Origin of the sequence: Streptomyces sp. NPDC046261, assembly GCF_040646235.1 — a bacterium.
Taxonomy (GTDB): domain Bacteria; phylum Actinomycetota; class Actinomycetes; order Streptomycetales; family Streptomycetaceae; genus Streptomyces.
The window spans coordinates 15,312-34,195 of the sequence record NZ_JBEYZU010000017.1 but is presented as its reverse complement, the minus strand read 5'-3'; the positions used below and the strand labels follow the sequence as shown (position 1 = coordinate 34,195).

Genomic DNA, 18,884 nt, shown 5'->3' with positions numbered 1-18,884 from the left:
TACCGCATGGCTGACATTCACCGGAAGATCGGCACACTCTCCGTCCACCCGCTGGCCCTCGGCGGCAACGTCTTCGGCTGGACCGCGGACGAAAAGCAGTCCTTCGCCGTCCTCGACGCCTACGCGGAAGCGGGCGGCAATTTCATCGACACCGCGGACGTCTACTCCGCCTGGGCGCCCGGCAACGAGGGCGGCGAGTCCGAGACCATCATCGGCGACTGGCTCACCGCGCGCGGCAACCGCGACGACATCGTCATCGCCACCAAGGTCGGAAACGGCGTCCCCGAATACCGCGGCCTGGCGGCGGACACCATCAAGACGGACGTCGAGGCATCGCTGCGCCGCCTCCGCACGGATTACATCGACCTCTACTACACGCACGTCGACGACACGTCCCAGCCGGTGGAGGACATCATCGCGACGCTGGACGGGCTGGTGAAGGAGGGCAAGGTCCGCGAGATCGCCGCCTCCAACATCACGGCGGACCGGCTGCGGCAGTCCCTGGACTTCTCGGACCGTTCCGGCCTCGCGAAGTACGTGGCCATCCAGCCCCACTACAGCCTGGTCTCCCGCGACACCTACGAGGGCGAACTGCAGGCCGTGGCCGCCGAGTACGGCCTGGCGGCCATCCCGTACTTCGCCCTGGCCTCGGGCTTCCTGACCGGCAAGTACCGCCCGGGCACGACGGTCGACAGCGCCCGCTCGGAGGGCGCGGCCAAGTACTTGCGCTCGGAGCGGGGCCTTAAGGTCCTCGCCGCCCTGGACGAGGTGGCCGCCGCCCACAACGCCGAGGTCGCCACGGTGGCCCTGGCCTGGCTCGCGGCCCAGCCGACGGTGGCCACACCGCTGGCGAGCGCCCGTACGGTGGAGCAGCTTCCGCCGCTGCTGGCGGTCGCCGACCTGAAGCTGACGGAGGCGGAGCTGGCGCTCCTGACGGAGGCGTCGGCGTAAGCGCGGGAGCGGCGCTCCCCTCAGGCGCGCCGCTCCACAGCCCAGGACGCCAGCGCGACGGCCCCGGCGACGGCGAAGACGGAAGGCCAGGCGCCCACCTTCCTGGCCAGGGGATGGGACCCGGCGAACGCGGCGACGTACAGACCGCTGAGCGCGGCGGCGGCCCCGGCACCGGCCTTCCGGTTCCACTCCTTGGCGGCCACAGCACCGGCCGCGGCCAGCACCGCCCCTCCGAGCGGCCGCTGCTTGGTCCACCGGGCGACGCCGTACCCGCCGACGAGCCCGCTCGCCGCCACAACGGACGCCGGGATTCCGCTGACTGCTGCTGCCATAGCCGGGCAACCTCCGCATCAAGAGACCATCGAGACCATCAAGACCGTCTGTCTCATCTGACCTCCGAGGCTAACCCGGTCCGCCTGGAGGGCCCGATGCGCCCTGGTAGCGACACCCCGGTGACCGACATGCTGGAACGCATGCCCTTACCGCGCGGAGGTGGTCCGGTGAACGACGCCCGTGGAACCGACGAGAGCAACGAGACCGACGAGGCGGCAGGACGGCGCAGTGCCGCCCGCCTCATCGAGGAGGCCCTGGGCTTCCTGTATCCCGCCGCTCTGCGCGCGGCGGCCGAGGTGGGGGTCGCCGACCACCTGACCGCCGGCCCGCGCACGCCGGCGGACCTGGCGAAGGCGACGGGCACCGACGCGGACAGCCTCCACCGTGTCCTTCGCCTGCTGGCCACCCGGGGCCTGTTCGAGGAGGACGACCAGGGCCGGTTCCGGCTGACGCGGGCCGGCGACGCACTACGGTCCGACGCGCCCGTGTCCGTCCGCCCGGCGATCCTGATGATCACGGACCGGACGATGTGGCTGCCGGCGGGGGAGATGACGCGCTGCCTGAAGGAGGGCACCTCGGCGTTCGACCGCATCTTCGGCATGCCGTTCTTCGACTACTTCACCCAGGACGCGCAGACCGCCGCGATCTTCCACGAGGGCATGGCGTCCATGTCCGACGCGGAGAACCAGCCCATCGCCAAAAGCTGCCCCTTCCCGGAGAAGGCCACAGCCGTGGACGTGGGCGGCGGCCACGGCGGCCTCCTCCTGTCCGCCCTGCGCACCCACCCCGACCTTCACGGCATCCTCTACGACCAGCCCCACGTCCTGGCGGGCCACCGCCTGGACACCCCGGAAACAAAAGGCCGCTGGTCCGTGCAGGAAGGCGACTTCTTCACGACGGCCCCACCCGGCGACGTCTACCTCCTCAAGCGCATCCTCCACGACTGGAACGACACCCAGTGCGTGAAGATCCTCCACAACTGCCGCCGCGCGATGCGACCGAACGGCCGCATCCTGGTCATCGACGCGGTCCTCCCCCGGGACAACGCCCCTCACCAGGGCAAGACGCTGGACCTGATGATGATGGCGTCCCTGGTGGGGCGCGAACGCACGGAAGCCGACTTCGCCCGCCTGTTTGAGGAGGCGGGGCTGAGGCTGACCCGGGTGGTTCCTACGGGGACGGTGCTGTCGGTGGTGGAGGGGGTGGCGGAGGAGGCTCCGTAACGACCGGGTCCTCCGGGGAGCGCTTCAGGGTGGCCGGGGACGCCGTAACCCGTGCATTCCATGATGCGGCGGAGCGGCGGTGCCGGCTCCGGGGCGCTCAGGGTCGGCTCGTGTGGCATCTTGTCGTCTCTTAGGAACGGCCAGGGAGTTGATCGCCGATCTTCTCCACTGGTTCAAAGCCCGCGGCATCGACCCGGACACGGACCTGGTCCACGCGCAGACGCGTTTCGAGATGCAGCTGGGGCGTGCCTGGTGAGTTGCTGTGCTTGGGCCCCGACACCTCCAGTGTGTGACCTGATACGTCGGCTTCACCGCACGGACAGAGCGGTCGGATCCCGCCCCGAAGCTTGGGTTGTGGGCATGTGGCCCTTGGAAGCCGCATGAGATGTGGGGTTGCACTCCCTGACCCCAAGCCCGCGACCGAGCCTCGGGCCGCGGGCTGTCAGGTGTGATCAGCGGCCATGTGGCGGGTCGGTCGGCGGCAACGCCCCTTGTTACAGCCGACGCCACCCCGACCAGCGGCTGCTTCTTGGTTCATGGCGGGCGAACATTCGTCACCCTCACCGGGTCGAGACCGTCCACATCGTCAGCCTCATTCCGCTCGTAGGCCAACTCGGGTGGTGAGAGCGGGGTCAGTCCTCCTCGGGTGCGGAGTGGAGGTCACGCACTACGACGGCCCTGAGCCCGGCTCCGTGCGCGGAGACCGCAGTGCCGTTGGGGCCGCAGAGCACGGTGGCCGAGCCGACGCCGTTCTCGTCGCACTCCAGCTCCAGGACTACCTCACGTTTTGCGCCCATGAACGTTTGGCCCTTTCTGCGGGACCAAGAAGAGCATTAAGGGCTCTTTTTGGGTATATGTCTGATTCTGTCCGACGGTGACCCGGTGTCGGGTCGGGGTGTCGAATTGACTGCACCCCGGTTCCATCGATCCTGCCTGTGCCTCTTTGTGCGCCCCGGGGGCTTGGGTGGCGGGGTCGACCGTGCCATCATGATCCAACGCTTGTGCGGGTGTCCAGCCCTTTGTGGAACGGATTTGCGAGACGAGGCGGTCGTTATATCCCTTTTGGGGGTTATCGATTCATGAAAGTAAATCTGACGTGCTGTGATTAACTGTGCTGGCGTCCGGGTGGGGTCGAGGATCGGGAGTGTGCTGCGTGCCGCAGGATTTTTCGGATTGGCTCAAGGGGATGCTGCGGCAACGCGATATGTCCCAGAAGGAATTGGCTGTCGCTATCGAGGTGACGCCCGCAGCGGTGAACGCCTGGGTGGGGGGGCGGTCCGAGCCGCGTTACGAGAAGATCTCCGCCATCGCCGAGGCCCTTGGTGTCGCCGTCGAGGACGCCGTGAGCCGGCGCTCCCCAGGTGCCTCATCGTCCGAACTCTCCTGGATCTTCCGGAAGGCGCCTGCCGACGGAGGTCGGGAGGGCGGCAACGCGGCGGCGTTCGCCTTCGCGGCCAACCTGGAGGTGCTGGCCCGCGAGGCGACTCAGAACAGCCTCGACGAACGCCTGCCCGACGGGGGGCCGGTGACGTCCCGCTTCGTCCTGCACGAGCTCACGGGGCAGCACCTCGACGACTTCCTGGAGGCGCTTCGCTGGAGCGAGATCGAGAAGCATCTCCATGCAGCTGCGGACCCCGGCCAGAAGGTGGGACGCGTACTGGTCGACGGCCTTCAGGAGCTGCAGCGCACCCAACGCCTGGTCCTGTTGAGGGTGGACGACTTCAACGCCACCGGTCTGACGGGTCCGGATTATGCCGACGGACGCTTCGCCCGGGTGGTGCGCAGAACGCTCGACAGCGGTAAGGCCGGCGCGCAGGGCGGGTCCTACGGGCTGGGCAAGGCTGCTCTCTGGGCGGCGAGCCGCTTCGGCCTGGTGCTGGTGAACAGCACTCTGTCCGAGAACCAGGACGGGCGGCACGAGCGGCGTATGGCCGGAAGGCTCGAACTGCCGTGGCATGCCCTGGGCTCGGACGAGTTCGCGGGCCCGGCATGGTTCGGTGTGAAGGATCCGGATCGGGCCGACTCCGCCCGCTCGTGGTGGGGCGATCGTGCCACGGCACAAAGCCTGTACCTGGAGCGTGACGACTCGGCGCCGGGCACCTCGTTCCTGGTGGTCGGGGCGTACGACGGTTCCGGCGACACCGAACAGCTGGAGGAGATGCACGAGCGCATTGTGACGGGCGTCGCCCGCAACTTCTGGGCCTCGATGGTGGGTGGAGAAAATGCGGGCCCGCTGCTTCGGGCGTCCGTGGCGTCGTGGCGGAACGGCCGGGCCGTCAGGCCCGAGGAACGCATCGACCCCCACCGGCACGAGCCGGCACGGTCCAGGGCCGTCAAGGCATTCCTCGATGGCAACACCGTCCATGAACTGACGGCGAGGGAGGACGTACTCGAGACGACGGTGCCCCTCAAGCTCCCCCGGCCGAAGGACGCATCGGGGGTGGGCCCAGACACTCCCGCGACGCATGATGCGGTTTTGCTGATCACGCCTGCCGACGGCGACGAGCCTCGACCCGATCACATCTCGTACATGCGGGCCACACGCATGGTGGTGAAGAGCAAGAAGATCAGCGACCTCCCGCTCGGGCACCGGAGCTTCCAGGCCGTCCTGCTCGCCGGTGCCGCCACACGGAGGGAAACCGCGGACGCGGTGGCGGCCGAGCGTCTCCTCCGGGCCTCGGAGCCTCCGGATCACAACGACTGGACGGGGACCGAAGACCTCACTGCCATGTACGTGCGTGGTGCGCGGCAGTGCGTCCTGAACTTCAAGCGGGACGCGGAGCAGAGCGTCCGTGAGGCACTCCGGACCGCGGATTCCGACCGGAGTGAGGACGAGGGGCCGGAGGTGCTCAGGGAGCTGCTCCGGCTCGATCCGCCCAAGGTGCCGCGGACGCAGGGCTTTCCCACGGTCCACGCGGTCGAGGGCGAGGTCGACGGACAGTCGGCATGGCGGGTGACGGTGACCGTGAAGTGCCCCGACCGCGAGGAGCCGTGGGTGCTCGCTCCTGTGGTCCGGTTCATGGGACGTGACGGGGGCGGGATGCCCGTTCAGTGGGCCGGCAAGCTGATCCCGGTGAAGAATTGCAAGCTCACCCAGGGCGGCAACCTCGAGTTCCACGGGCGCAGGGGTGTGTTCATCGGCGTGACCGATCCCGCCAGTCATCCCATACCGGCGATCATGTCGTGCATCGAGGTCGACGTTCCGCGTGCGAAGGAGGCGAGGGCGTGAAGGCGGTCTTTCCCTACCCTGTCCTGACCGGTGAGATCACTCTGGTCGCCGACGAGGTCGTGGTCGACAACACGCCCCGACGGCTGGGCCTGATCTCCGACCGGGAGCACGTGATCGCCCTGCACGAGGTGAAGGGGCGGTGGAACGAGATAAGGATCAAGGTCTCCGTCACTGCGGATGCCGGAGAGCTGGCGACAGGCCCGTGGATTGCTCCGGTCTGCATCGCCGTCGTGCGCAACAGAAGAACCCGGATCCGCCACACGTTCCCACTCCGGTCGGCGGAGCCAGGAAAGTGGCGAGGGGAAGTCGAGCTCAGGCAGGGGGAGCAACTCGACGCCTGTGAGATCGACGCCTCGATCGTGGCGGAGGTCGGGGGCGAGGCAGGCCGTCTGATCGGGACCGCGAGGGACCGGTGGCGCGCGGACTTCGAAGCGAAGCTGCCCACGCAGCAGCGCTCCATCAAGATGGTCTGGAAGGATTTCACGGACGAGTCCAATCCGGAGTTCGCCGAGTTCCGGGACGACCCGTGGCTTCTCGACGCGCAGGCCGACGAGCCCGTCCTCTACCTGAATTCCGCGGTGGAGGGGTTGCGCGGCGTCCTGGAGAACGCGGCCACTCCCGAGCAGAAGATCGTCAGAGAGGTGATGGCTGCCCAAATAGCCTCCGAGTCGTGGGCCTCGATGTTCAACGCCGCGCTCTACGCGAGCGGAATGGAGGACGGACAGGTGCAGTGGCCCGGAGGCTGGCACGAGGACGTCCTGCGGCGCATGCTGCCGGACCTCTTCACGGACCGAGCTCCGGACGAGGGGCTCACGGAGCTTGTGGAGAGGCGGACCGAGGGGCAGAACGGTGGGGATCTGCAGAGGCGCGTGATGCATGCGGCTACTCTCCAGTCGCGTAAACCCAAGGCCGTGGCCGGCGCGCTCAAGTCGCTGGGACGGATGGCCAGCACAAGGGAGCCGGTGTGAACAGCGCCGAGCCGGGAACGGCTCACGACAGGATCGGGCGGTTGCCTTCGTCGGTCGCCCTCAAGACGCTGACTTCCGGGGTTCTGGCCGGCTTTGAACCGATGCCTGAACCTCGCCTTCGGCGGAGCACCGAATTTCCCCCGGAAGGGGCCAGGTCCCGAGAAGCGGAGCCCATACGCCTGCTGTGTCATGAAGCCATGCGGCGGTTCCGGGACGAGACGCCCACAGCCTCCGACGCCTGGCTCGCGCCCAGGCTGCACTACGCCCTGCGGATCACAAGAGTCGAGGCCGCGGACTCAGGGCTGTGGAATTTCCTCGCGATGTGTGTGGCGCCCGAGTTCGTGCGATGGCGGTGGGGTAGGCCACAGGAGGGTGACCGTCGGGAAGTGGGGCAGGCGGCCCGCTACTGCGGCCCGTGGCACTCGCAGTGCTTTTCCCGGCTCTGGTGGGCGGCGGAGCTCTTTCGGGACGGTGCCGACTACAAGCCGGTTGAGATCGCCTGTCGGAACCAGGACATTCTGAACACCGTTCTCCGGCAGGACCTCGTCCTGCATCGTCCTGCGGCGCAGGCGCTCGTCCGACTTCTCGGGAGCGGGGTGACGGTCACAGGGCGGCAGGTCAACGGTCTGGCGAAACTTGCCTACGCCGCGTCCGGAACAATGATCTACGAGGTTTTGGCTCCCGACGAGCCGCAGGACGCCGACTCCCTCCAGGACTGGATCGACGCATTCGACGAGGCTCTGCCGGCTCCCGATGACCGTCTGCCGGTGGGGCCGGACGACGGTCGGGTGGCCGAACGGTCCACAGCGGCGTTGGTGAAGTGGTTCGAGCGTCTTGCTGAAGTGGCTCCCGTCAGGGGAAGGAAGCTGCTGGACGAAGGGACGGACGTACCCCGGCACGGCGTCAGCCTGGACAAGCCGGGTGTCAGCCCGTGAGCGCCTTGTGGACGACCGAGGCCAGTGCCTTGGCCAGGCCGATGGGTACGGCATTGCCGATCTGCCGAGCGATCTCGATCTTGGTCCCGTACCACTTGAAGTCGTCCGGGAAGCCCTGGATCAGCGCCATTTCGTACTGAGTGATCGGTCGGTGCTCCGTAGGGTGGAGATACCGGCCCTTCTCCGGTTTGTATGCCTCGGTGCGGATGGTCACGGACGGGCGGTCCGCGTGCATGCGCCCCATGACATCACCCGAGCCGGCGTTGTGGCCGTCCCAGCTCGGGGTGGAGAGATAGATGCACCTGTCCTCGAGCTCCGCCCACTTCCCGCGCAGATTGTGTCGATTTCCACCCGGCGGAATGGCGCGGTAACGGGCAAGGGAAAGCGGTTCCGGTGTGCGCCGAATATGGAGCTCGTGGGTGTAGAAAAAACCCGGCCGTCCGAGGCCCAGTGGGGAGTCTTCATTTCCCGGCCTTTCGGGCATGTCCCGCAGTTCCACGAATCGTGTCCGCTCGAATACTGCGGGTCCCACGGCGACCCAAGGCAGTGGCGATTCGGTGTTGCCTTGGTCGGCCAGCGACGGCTGCCACGCGTCCGCCTTCCGGTCATGTGTCGGACGAGGGTGCTCCGTGACCGGCAGATCCTTGTGGGTGCCGATGACGATGGCACGCTTGCGGGCCTGTGGAACGCCGTAGTCCGCCGAGTTCAGGATTTTTACGCGAAGTTCGTACTCGTCGAGCAGCTCGCCGCGGTCCGTGATCTTCTTGAGCTCTGCGAATTGGCCGGATCGAAGGAATCTGTCCACATTCTCCATGATGAAGATCTTGGGGGAGACCTTCTTCACCACGTCGATGTATTCCTGCCAGAGCTGGTTGCGCGGGTCGTCCGCCTTTTCCTTGCCGAGGCCCGAGAAGCCCTGGCACGGAGGTCCGCCCAGGATCACGTCGGAGCCGATGAATTCACCGGGTTCCCAGGCACTGATGTCCCCGGCGTGTACTTGCGCTTCCGGAAAGTTCGCCGCGTAGGTGGATGCCGCCGAGGGGTCGAACTCGACGGCCGCCACCGAGACGAACGGCGACGACGTCCGGCCCTCGGGCACATACTCGTGGAAACCGGTCGAGAATCCCCCGGCACCCGCGAACAGATCGATCACCTTGATCGGTTCGTCACGGGAGGGGCCGGAGGCAGGGCTGGTCATGGTGGGGAAGTCTAGTCTGCGGAGCAGTATGCACGGGGGGTAGCCGGGAGTCCCGTCCACCCCTCTGTCGACTACGGCTCAGGTGCCACGCCCGGACCGTTCCCGAGCGCGGCGGCTATGGCTTGCCCCACGGCTGCGGCGACGGGCGGCGGTGACGCGTGACCGATCTGACAGTATCGGGAGGTCTTGTTTCCCTTCAGCTCCCAGTGCGGAGGGAATGCCTGCAGAACGGCGACCTGCGGGATGGTGAGTTTCGGGAGGAGCTTCCGGTCCTCTGTTTCCGGCGGCCAGGGGAAGTCCTGCGCAGGCACTGCGTCCCCGAGTGAATTGCCGTTGACCCCCAACCTCTCCCATGCCGCCTTGCTGCCGCTCTGCCCGAGGTCGGGTCCGCCCCGGTTCCTTGATCCGCCGACGATCGTGGGAGCAGGCCGGGCCGCCCACCTCGCCCAGTCCGATGCGTGAGGCCAGCCCCGCTCCGCCATGGAAGCCCCGAGCACCTCGCCCACCGTGGGGGCCCGATCCACACCGGGTTCAGGCCACCGGAACCGGCCGGCGTACTCCTTTCGCAGTGCCACGAAGAACCCCTGTTTCCGTTCCTGCGGGACGCCGAAGTCCGCCGCGTCGAGGACGGTTCGATGCAGCTCGTAGCCCAAGTGCTCGAGTTCGTCACGGACGAAGGAACGAAGATCAGCGAGTGGCCCGGATTCGACCAGACCCGCGACGTTCTCTATCAGGAGCGCGCTGGGCCGCACTGCGTGGACCAGGTAGACCGTCGCCCTCAGGAGCTCATGCGCTTCGAGGTCCTGGGGAAGCTGCTTCTTGCCGATCAAGGGCTTCACCCGGGGCGGACCGGCCGCCATGAGGTCCACGTCGTAGAGGTACGGATGGTCCGCGGGATCGAAGGTGCGCAGATCGGCTTCGATCACGTTCCACCCCACCCGGTTCGCACGGAGGGTCGCACACGAATCCGGGTCGTTCTCGATCAGGGCCAGCGGAGCGAATCCGGCCTGTTCCAGCCCGAGGACCTGTCCTCCCGCGCCGGCGCAGACCTCGAGAGACGTGAATCGGGGCGTCGGCACTGCGGATCTCCTCAAGGGCTCGGGTGGAACAGACGGGAGGGCACTCGGATTCACTGCGAGATGATCGCCTGGTTCGCCCGGGACGAGTCGATCGTGGTGAACCGGACCACCTGGTTGCTCCGTCCGCGCGCTGCGGAGGGGGCGACGAAGGCGAAAGCCATCACCACCCTGCCGGGGTCGATGTGCCCGTCCGAAGCGATCGACTCGGCGTTCCGTTTTTCCACGATCGGGTACAGCGCCAGTGCTCCCCGCCGCTCCGTGGCGTACTGCTCGGTCGCGGCGTCCCCGCAGGAAGGCAGTGCTCCTGCGACCCGGAGCAGGGCGGCGCGATGGCGTGGATTGCTGATCGCGCCGAAGAGGGGGTCGCGTCGTCGCTCCACGCCGAACCACGAGAAGGGCCGGGAGGAATCGCCCAGGACGATCTGCTGCCGGCGGGCCGTGTGCTGCGGGGCGACGACCAGCCAGTCGTCGATCTGTCGGGAGTGCTTGGTGATCTCCTCCAGGTAGGCCAGATGGGGTGCGAACTGCTCGCCGGAGTGCCACTTCAGGGCGGACAGGACATCGAGCACCGTGTCCGCGGGCACGGTGCCGGCGAAGGCGTCGACATGGTGGGGCCTCGCGATGTCGTCGAACTCGTAGCTGAAGGTGGTCGGGACGGTGGACAGCTGCTCCAGGACCTCTGTCCAGAGTCCGACGTTGTGTCGGAGCGCTGCGGGCTGAGTCGGGTAGGCCGTGGGCTCCTGCCATTCGCCCGGGGACCGGACCTCCACCAGCCGCGCGTTGTACATCTTGTTCGGGCTGGTCGGCTTCAGCCAGGGCAAGTGCTGGGAGACCAGGGGAGGCACCTGAGCAGGGGTGACCTGGGGGCGGCCGTCGACGAGGACCGAGTACTGGGCGAGCTGGGCCCGGAAGGACTCCTCGTCCCGGCAGATGGCCTCGAATCCCTCGTAGAGGTCGAGCTCCTTGCTGCCTGCCGACTCGTTCCGGCCGATCCAGAGACGGACCAGGTCGCGATAGCCCTCGCGGAAACCGAACCAGCGGCCCATCTGCATCATGCTGGAGGCATTGCCCGCGCGGCGGCGGTAGTACGAGACGGTCAGTCCTTCCACGGTGAATCCGCGGGACAGCTTCTGCCCGCCCAGCAGGATCTTCCAGATGGACCGGCGCTCGAAGTCGGCCTCCCCGCTCTCGATGTCCTTGTCGCCGTTGACGACGATGACGGGGTTGAGATCGCCGCCGATGCGAGCTGTCGCGGCACCGATGTAGGAGGCCAGCTGCTCGAAGGATTCCGGGACGGCGTAGCCGTCCGCGCGCACTCGGGACACCGGGAGCAGGTCGGACTCGAAGAGCTCGCGCAGGCGGGCGTGGCCGGTCGCGCTCGTGTAGCCGGACTCGTCCCACAGTTTGAGAATGCGGGCCTTGAGCTCCCGGTGGTCGGCGGTGAGTCGGGACTCGTGCACCAGCATGGTGTGGTGCCGGTAGGTCTCCCGCGGGACCAGCGGGTCCCGGTCCTCCCGGAAGATTTTGACCGCTGCGGTGAGCACGAACATGTCCATGGCCCGCCGCAGGGAGAGGTCGTCGTCCTCTTCCTCGGCGGCGTCGATGGAGCGGATGTACGCCAGTTCGTTGGAATTGGCGAAGGTGCGCTCGTCCTCCGGGACCTGCGGATCGAGGTCGTGGAAGTCCTGGACACCCATGTAGCCCTTCGGGCGCGGAAGGGAGATCAGGAAGTCCTTGGGGAAGATGTCGGCGGTGTCACTGGGATCGATGAACACGTTGGCGAACGGGGTGGCGGTGTAGCCGACGTACTGGGCACGGGGGAGCAGGCTCAACAGTTCCGAGAGCTTCTCGTTGATCGCGGTGCGCTCCGTGTGGCCGTTGCGACGGGGGTTGACAGTGTTGACGGAGGCCTCGTCGGACTCGTCGTCGATGATCAGCGTGGGTATCTCGCCGAGCAGTCCGCTGATCTTCTTCAGATCCTTGACGAGCTTGGCCAGCACGGTCTTGTTCTTCTTGACCACCATCAGCCGGGCCGCGGCGTGGTCCAGGTTCCGGGGGTCGTACAGCGGGAGCGACTTCTCCCGCTTCTCGATCTCGAGGGCGCGGATGCCCTGGGCGAGGGACTTGTAGTCGTTCTCCCGCGTGGTCAGGCGCTCGATGTCGAAGCCGCCGCGCTCCGACGGCAACCCCGAGTGGTCGATGAACCGGCTGCGCAGCCAGTCGCGGTCGTCCGCGTAGTCGGACTCGGTCTCCACCGTTCCGCGCAGGATGTTGTCCCGACCGACGAGCTCCATGTCGAGCCGTCGCTGGGTCTGGCCGCGCAGCAGGTTGAGTGTTCCGCCGAGCACGATGACCAGTCGGTAGCCTGCATCGACGGCTTTGGCTATGACGCCCGTGAAGTTGGCGGTCTTGCCCGACTGGACGTAACCGACGACGAGGCCCTTCGACTGGTACGCCTCGACGGATGTCGGGTCGGCCAGCCGTTCCACGACTCGTTCGGCGGCCTCGCCCAGGTCCGCCACGGTCTCGTCCGACCATCCCTTGGTCTCCCGCAGGTAGCTCTCGTATGCGGGCCAGTACCAGTCGACGCCCCGCGGAGACCCGATCCCGCGCCATGGGATGTACTCCTGGCTGATGACGACCGGGCCCGCCTGTTTGTTGACCGGGATCTCGGACTCCAGCAGCTTGCGGGTCGCGGGCTCCAGGCCGAGGAGGTCGAAGACCCTCGTGCGGCGCCCGTCCGTACGGGCCTCGGTGCCTGCGCACCAGTCGTCGGCGGTCGCGTAGTCCCAGTCTGTGAGGTGCTTGCGCCACAGTCGCAGCAGGGCGCCCGATGCCTCTCCGTCATGGACGAGGACGTCCCGGAAGGCGTCTTCGGACGAGTCCACGGCCATACCTTGTGCCCCGGCATAGAAGGTGATGCTGGTGGACAGAGGCATGGGGCGCCCGGCCCGCATGGCTGCCAGGGCGGTCCGGTGCAGCTCCAGGAGTGCCTGGGTGCTGTCGTGCTCGGTGGGCGTCATCTGTCCATTCCTCGACGTGGTGGGGCGCAGGGGTGCTGGTCGATCACTACGCGAGCGCGAACCGGTCGCGCAGAGCCGGCGGCGGATCCGGCGAGGGCTGCATGCCGGTGAGGTCGATGTGGTAATTGATGTCCTTGATCCGGGCGGCGACCTCATGAGGAAGGCTTCCCAGGGCCGAGCGGTCCAGAGAAGGGAACCGGTCGCCGACCAGGAGAACGAGCGGAGCGCTGCGTATCCTCCACCGCTCGTCGTCCTCGCCGCGCGGCAGACCGATCCGATTCAGGAGATGGTCGAGCCGGTCGAGGGCAGCGGGTGCCCGGTCGGCGACCTCGGCGCGCACGGCCGCCACACACTCGGTGAGGGTTCGCCCTTCTGCCCCGCCCCGGGTGACCTGTATGGATACGACCCACAGAGGGCACCCCGGGGTGGGGGTCAGCTGATCGAATCCGTGGACGGAGTGCAGGCGTTCCTCGGAGGCGGTGGTCTTCACCTCCACGTCGTATCCGTCGGCGCCGAAGTCGTGCTCCTCACCGAACGGGCCCTTCCACGATTCGATCGCGCTGCCCCAACCGTGGGCTCGCGCGAGGTTGCCGAGAACCGTCAGCTCGCCCATCAGACCGATGCGCCTCTCCGTGGTCAGTTCCCGAGGTCGTTCGAGCAGTGCACGCCATGCGCGAACGGTTTCGCCGAAGGCCTGCTCGGGTGTCCGGCCACCGTCGGTCACCCGGTCGGCGACACCGCACAGGAGATCGTGGAAGTCACGCAGCAACGTCCGTCGAGTCGTGCGCAGCCGAGCCATGCGTAGACCCTCATGGGCCACCTCCTCCACGCGGATGAGGGGGTGCGGGGACTTGGGCAGTCGCTGCCTCGGCCCCAACTGCAGGTGCAGCGCTATGTCGTGGTCGTCGGAAACCACGTAGTCGACGCGGGGCGATTGCGGGCCGGCCAGGGGGATGCAGACACCTCGTCCCGAGGCCAAGTACGCCTCCACCTCGGACCAGCTCGCCCGGCTGTCAGCCGTCATGGTCGGCCACCCGGTCGAGCTCGCTGCGGGCGGCCGACACCAGGATCGACTGCCACAGCTGCAAATTGTCCTTCTCGCGGGAGCCGCTGTACTCCTTCTCGAAGACACGGTGCAGCATCAGGTACATCAAGGACTTGAGCAGTGGGGCGTCGTTGAGACTGCCGCTCCGCCCGCCCAGGATGGCCCGACGGTAGTGCTGATTGAGGGCGACGACACGTTCGTCCCGATCGAGCTCGAAGAAGAGATCCGTCTCCAGCTTCTGCCACACGAACGAGATCGGCTCCTCGAGGGGGAGAAGAGGCAATTCCTCCTCGATGGCGGCCCTGACCTCGGGAGCGACACCTCGACCGGGCCCGATCACCGGCTTGCGCACTGTGCCGGACCGCTTGCGCGCCTCCCGGTAGACGGTGTCCGCGTCCGCGAGGTACTCGGCGAACGGGCGGCCCCCTGCATCCGTGGCCTTTTCGAGCCCCTCGACGAACTCGGGTGATGTGTCGACCCCCGACTTCTTCACAGTGAGTCGGAAGATGTCATTGGGCATCGTGGGCAGGTCAATGGCGACCCGTGCGAGTGAGAGATGCTGTTCGGGCTGGCGGAAGTTGTTCCACCCACCGGCCTGCACCAGACGGTCGTTGCGGTAGAAGTAGAAACCCTGGCGATCGAGCACGGTTCCCACGGCCCGGTACTCGTCGAGGTTGGACTTGGGAGGCCATATGTGGGCCTCGAACGTGAGGTCAGCCGTGGTCCCCGGCAGGCCGGTGGTGAACCGGCGTGGGTAGTCCGCACTCCCCGTCACCGGGTAGCCGAACGGGTCGAGCGGTTCCACGCCGAAGTCCAGGTACACGGTGCCGGTACGGACGTCCTCGACGGCGATCGTGATGTTGAAGTCGTCCCGGGCCAGGAACCGGTGCAGGTACAGGCCGAGGTGAAGGCCCAGCTTGTTGATCGTCCGCTGGAGGTAGCGGTCGGTCTGACCGCTACCTCCATGCTTCGGGAAGTCCTTGACCCCGTCCCAGCGAATGACGGTGCCCTGCCACTGGATGGGTCGGTTGTTGTCGTACCGGTCGATCAGGCTCTGTGCATAGGCGGGATCGACGATGTCGCACTGGAAGCCCGCCCGCGCGTGTTCCATCAGCCAGCGTCGGCCCACCGTCCGGGTCCGCTTGGTGGTGCTGACAACGGTGACGGCGTCGGCGTGGGAGAGCGAGGCGGACTTCAGTCCCGTGCCGAACATACCGAGGGCGCCGGGCGCGTAATCCCGGCGGCCGCCGACGGTCATGGCGACGTCCAGTGCCTCCTCGTCCATACCGCGGCCGTCGTCGACCACCAACAGCGAGACCAACCGGTCGCCGTCCCGGAGGAAGTGGATGACCACATCCTTCGCGCCGGCGTCGATGGAGTTGTCGACCAGGTCGGCTATGGCCACTTCGAAGCCGTACCCCTGGCTGCTCAGCGCCTCCACGTAACGGGGGTCCGGCGGGAGAAGCTTGCTGCCGGTGACGGGGACGTCGAACTGCCAGTCGCTCATCTTCAGCCTTGGTGTCCAGGGGTGCAGGTGCGGGTCACTCGCTGTCACGAGATCGGTGCGATCGATATGACCGTAGTGCACAGGTGCGACAGCGGAGCGCGATCCACGAGGGAAAGATGTACGCCGGGCGAACAGCGGCAGAGGTCAGAGTCGGTTTTCTCGTGCCGCGTTGACGGCAGCGGCGATGTCGGCGGCGACCGTGGCCGGGTCTTCGTGCTCCCAGAAACGCAGAACTGTCCAACCGGCGCTGACCAGCTGTTGGGTGGTCTCCAGGTCACGTGCGATGTTGCGGTCGAGCTTCTGGCGCCACCATTCGGCGTTGGCCTTGGGGCTCGTGGCGTGCTGCGGACATCCGTGCCAGAAGCACCCGTCGAGGAACACGGCGATGCGGACGCCCGGAAACGCGATGTCGATGGTCCGTCGCGGCATGCCGGGGACGGAGCGGTGCAATCGGAAGCGCTGCCCCGAACGGTGGAGCAGGCGCCGCACCGTCACTTCGGGTGTGGTGTCCCGGCTGGCTTGGCGACTCATGCGGGCGGAGACGCCGGGCGAGGATGGCAGAGCAGGCACGTGTCCATTCTGCCGCCACAGGACACCACAATGGGTCGGTGTGGGGTGGCGACAGCCCGATCCGAGTCGAATATCTGATCGGACTGTCACTCCTTGGTGCGACACTGGGGCCACTTTTCCAGGTCGTACTCAGGAGGGCCGATGAGCTCCAGTGGGAACCCGCTGACCTCGATAGAGATCTGTGCCGGTGCCGGAGGGCAGGCGCTCGGTCTGCACGCTGCCGGCTTCCGACATCTCGCCCTCCTGGAGATCGACAAGCACGCTTGCGCGACCTTGCGGTTCAACGTGGCGAACCACCCCGATTGGAGTGGTTGCGAGGTCGTCGAGGGCGATCTGAAGGAGGTCCACCCCTTCAAGCATCCCCAGCTGGAGAAGTTCGGGCTCGAGCCCGGCGATCTCGATCTTCTTGCCGGTGGCGTGCCCTGTCCGCCCTTCTCGGTGGCGGGCAAGCAGCTCGGTGAGGATGACGAGCGGGACCTCTTCCCGAGCATGCTCGAGCTCGTGAGTCAGCTCCGGCCCAAGGCGGTCATGATCGAGAACGTCCGCGGGATCCTTGATGCGAAGTTCGAAGATTATCGCCATCGAATAGTGGCGGAGATCGAATCCTTCGGTTACGGGTTCTGCGGCTGGAGACTCGTCGAAGCCCGATCCTACGGAGTTCCTCAGTTGCGTCCCCGGGCCATCCTCGTGATGGTCGACCGGAAGTACCTGAAGGGGGCTCAGTTCCAGTGGCCGGTCGGTGACGAGACAGTCCTCACCGTGGCAGAGGCCCTGAAAGAGACGATGTGGGAGCGATGCGAGGCGCACGGTCCGGAGGGAAGGGCTGTGTTCGACAAGTGGTTGGCGGCAGCCACCCGGCACGGCGGCGAGGCTCCCACTCTTGTCGGCGGTTCGAAGAAGCACGGAGGCGCCGACCTCGGTCCGAGTCGAGCCAAGAAGGCGTGGAGGGAGCTCGGCGTCGATCCGATGGGCGTCGCGAACGATCCTGAGGATTGCGCCCCTCAGCGGGATCTGTTCCGGAGCGACGGCCCGATGCTCACGGTGGAGCAGGCGGCAATCATCCAGGGGTTTCCTCGTCACTGGAATTTCCAGGGCCGCAAGACTGCGCGTTATCGGCAGGTGGGGAACGCCTTCCCGCCACCGGTTGCCGAAGCGCTGGGCAGGGCCATCGCGGCTGTCCTGCGTCCCGGCACCGGTCGGAATTCACCTCTCGATCACGCCCCGAAGAGGGTCGGCCTGCTCCCGACCGCTCGACAGGAAGCCGAACCGGCCTTGGTGGGCCAGGTCAGCTTCGATGATCTGGAGGCGGCAGGTGTCTGAGACGAGCATCTGAGCCGCCCAGGGAACGAGCACGGCCGGACGCGATTCCGCTGGGGCCGCTAGCGATACTGCCCAGCCGGTCCGTATCCCGGCCCTGCTCCGGGCGGTACCGGTGCCCCCCACCCCCGCACCGGTACCCCCGTCGGCGGGATGGGTGCCCCCGCCGCGAAGGGCACCGGTACCGCCGCTGTTGCCTGGGCCAGGGCGGGCTGGGCCACTGACTTGCGGTGCCATAGGTGGTGGAGGAGTTCCTGTTCGCGGGCGGTGAAGTCGGGGGCGGGGGTGCCGCGGTAGGCGCGGTGGCGGAGGAAGGCCAGGGACGTGGCGAAGGATATGTACTCCGCCACGGTGCGGGCCGCGGCCGGGCCGCCGGTGCGGCGGGCCAGGTCGCGGGCTATGCCGCGGGCGCGCATCGAGGACAGGGCCAGGGGTTCGGGCGGGGTGAGCCAGCCGGCGGCCTGGTAGGCCGGGAGGTGGGCGCGCAGGGTGCGCAGTTCGTTCTGGCGCGACCAGATCGTCAGCCAGGTCAGAACCCCGAAGACCGGGACCATGAACAGCGCGTAGACGACCAGGAAGCCGGCGCCCGGCAGGCTCGCGGAGCCGTTCCACACGCCGTGCAGGAGCATCGCGGTCAGCAGGGCCAGCACCGGGATCAGTACGCGCAGCACGCGGCGCCGCTGGGGGAGGGCCGCCGCTATGCCGAAGCCCAGGCCCGTCATCGACGTGAAGAGCGGGTGCGCGAACGGCGACATCAGCACCCGCACGAAGAACGTCGCCGCCGTCGTCGACCGCAGGCCCGAGTAGCCGAAGCTCTGGTCGGAGGCGAAGGCATTGCCGAGGTAGAGGATGTTCTCCGTGAAGGCGAAGCCCGTGGCCGTGATGCCGGCGATCACCACGCCGTCGACGATGCCGTTGAAGTCGCGCCGTCGGAAGAGATAGAGCAGCAACACCGCCGCGGCCTTGCCGCTCTCCTCGACCACCGGCGCCACGAACGTCGCACCCCACGTGGACGCGTCGGCGCCCTGCGCGACATCGACGGTGGTCAAGAGCCACTTCGTGGCGTAGCCGTTGGCCAGCAGGGACACCAGGGTCGCCGCGCAGGAGCCCCAGGCGAAGGCGAAGGCCAGGTTCCGCCATGGCTTCGGCTCGACGCGGTCCATCCAGCGGAACGCGGCTATGAGCAGCGGTACGGGCAGCACGGCCAGCCCCAGGCCCACCAGGAAGCCCTCGGTACCGGTCTGCTCCCGTACGAGCGCGAGGATGATCAGGCCGCAGAGGGCGAGCAGCAGGACAAGGCCGCCGACGCGCACCGCCTTGTTGTCCCAGAGGGTGTCCCACAGGGCCCGACGGGGCTTGTAATGCCCGAACGTCGGCGGAAGCGGGTGCTGCGGCTGCTGGTAGGGCGGGGGCTCATGCACGCGATGACCCTAACCAAGGCGCGGACCGACCCGGGACCGTTTTCCGGCCCGGCCGGCCCCGACCCGCTCCCGCCCGGCCCCGCGT

The 18,884-nt window shown here is 67.5% G+C and carries 15 protein-coding genes; 6 read left to right on the top strand and 9 right to left on the bottom strand.

From position 1 onward, the window contains the following. The first annotated feature begins 6 nt into the window (after positions 1-6). On the top strand, positions 7-951 hold the full coding sequence (locus ABZ956_RS24575; protein ID WP_361897567.1) for an aldo/keto reductase: 945 nt from the start codon (positions 7-9) through the stop codon (positions 949-951). Positions 952-971: 20 nt separating this feature from the next. On the opposite strand, the gene ABZ956_RS24570 is transcribed toward ABZ956_RS24575, so the two are convergent. Next, entirely contained in the window at positions 972-1,283 is a 312-nt protein-coding gene (locus tag ABZ956_RS24570; RefSeq protein ID WP_361897565.1) for a hypothetical protein, read from the bottom strand. 168 nt (positions 1,284-1,451) lie between these two features. Here ABZ956_RS24570 and ABZ956_RS24565 point away from each other — a divergent pair, with 168 nt between their 5' ends. After that, positions 1,452-2,507, top strand: coding sequence for a methyltransferase (locus tag ABZ956_RS24565; protein ID WP_361897562.1), 1,056 nt, complete (start codon positions 1,452-1,454; stop codon positions 2,505-2,507). Positions 2,508-3,139: 632 nt separating this feature from the next. Here ABZ956_RS24565 and ABZ956_RS24560 read toward each other — a convergent pair. Continuing rightward, entirely contained in the window at positions 3,140-3,304 is a 165-nt protein-coding gene (locus ABZ956_RS24560; protein ID WP_361897559.1) for a hypothetical protein, read from the bottom strand. 356 nt (positions 3,305-3,660) lie between these two features. On the opposite strand from ABZ956_RS24560, the gene ABZ956_RS24555 reads away from it, so the two are divergent. Genes ABZ956_RS24555 through ABZ956_RS24545 form a run of 3 tightly spaced genes read left to right on the top strand, consistent with a single transcriptional unit; the run spans position 3,661 to position 7,639 of the window. Then, the gene (locus ABZ956_RS24555) at positions 3,661-5,736 is read left to right on the top strand and encodes a helix-turn-helix transcriptional regulator (protein WP_361897556.1); all 2,076 of its coding nucleotides are present in this window, start codon (positions 3,661-3,663) and stop codon (positions 5,734-5,736) included. Further along, positions 5,733-6,704: a hypothetical protein gene (locus tag ABZ956_RS24550; protein ID WP_361897553.1), complete on the top strand. Its 972-nt coding sequence runs from the start codon at positions 5,733-5,735 to the stop codon at positions 6,702-6,704. The genes ABZ956_RS24555 and ABZ956_RS24550 overlap by 4 nt, the downstream gene beginning before the upstream one ends. Further along, positions 6,701-7,639 (top strand): DUF6339 family protein, encoded by a 939-nt coding sequence (locus ABZ956_RS24545; protein ID WP_361897551.1) that lies wholly within the window; start codon positions 6,701-6,703, stop codon positions 7,637-7,639. Before ABZ956_RS24550 ends, ABZ956_RS24545 begins: the two co-directional genes overlap by 4 nt. Here ABZ956_RS24545 and ABZ956_RS24540 read toward each other — a convergent pair. From ABZ956_RS24540 to ABZ956_RS24515, 6 genes are all read right to left on the bottom strand, one after another. After that, positions 7,629-8,837, bottom strand: coding sequence for a DNA cytosine methyltransferase (locus ABZ956_RS24540; RefSeq protein WP_361897548.1), 1,209 nt, complete (start codon positions 8,835-8,837; stop codon positions 7,629-7,631). The genes ABZ956_RS24545 and ABZ956_RS24540 overlap by 11 nt on opposite strands. 71 nt (positions 8,838-8,908) lie before the next feature. After that, entirely contained in the window at positions 8,909-9,916 is a 1,008-nt protein-coding gene (locus ABZ956_RS24535) for a DNA cytosine methyltransferase (RefSeq protein ID WP_361897545.1), read from the bottom strand. A gap of 50 nt (positions 9,917-9,966) precedes the next feature. Next, complete coding sequence (locus tag ABZ956_RS24530) at positions 9,967-12,939, bottom strand: Z1 domain-containing protein (RefSeq protein WP_361897542.1); 2,973 nt, start codon at positions 12,937-12,939, stop codon at positions 9,967-9,969. A gap of 46 nt (positions 12,940-12,985) precedes the next feature. Beyond that, positions 12,986-13,963 (bottom strand): PD-(D/E)XK motif protein, encoded by a 978-nt coding sequence (locus ABZ956_RS24525; RefSeq protein ID WP_361897539.1) that lies wholly within the window; start codon positions 13,961-13,963, stop codon positions 12,986-12,988. After that, a complete protein-coding gene (locus ABZ956_RS24520; RefSeq protein WP_361897536.1) occupies positions 13,953-15,491 on the bottom strand; it encodes an ATP-binding protein in 1,539 nt (512 codons plus the stop codon). Before ABZ956_RS24520 ends, ABZ956_RS24525 begins: the two co-directional genes overlap by 11 nt. Positions 15,492-15,635: 144 nt before the next feature. Then, positions 15,636-16,022 (bottom strand): very short patch repair endonuclease, encoded by a 387-nt coding sequence (locus tag ABZ956_RS24515; protein WP_361897738.1) that lies wholly within the window; start codon positions 16,020-16,022, stop codon positions 15,636-15,638. Between the two features lie 180 nt (positions 16,023-16,202). Here ABZ956_RS24515 and dcm point away from each other — a divergent pair, with 180 nt between their 5' ends. Then, positions 16,203-17,381, top strand: a complete 1,179-nt coding sequence (gene dcm, locus ABZ956_RS24510; protein WP_361897533.1) for a DNA (cytosine-5-)-methyltransferase — start codon at positions 16,203-16,205, stop codon at positions 17,379-17,381. A gap of 59 nt (positions 17,382-17,440) precedes the next feature. Here dcm and ABZ956_RS24505 read toward each other — a convergent pair whose 3' ends face one another. Then, a complete protein-coding gene (locus ABZ956_RS24505; RefSeq protein WP_361897531.1) occupies positions 17,441-18,799 on the bottom strand; it encodes a PrsW family intramembrane metalloprotease in 1,359 nt (452 codons plus the stop codon). Positions 18,800-18,884 lie beyond the last annotated feature (85 nt).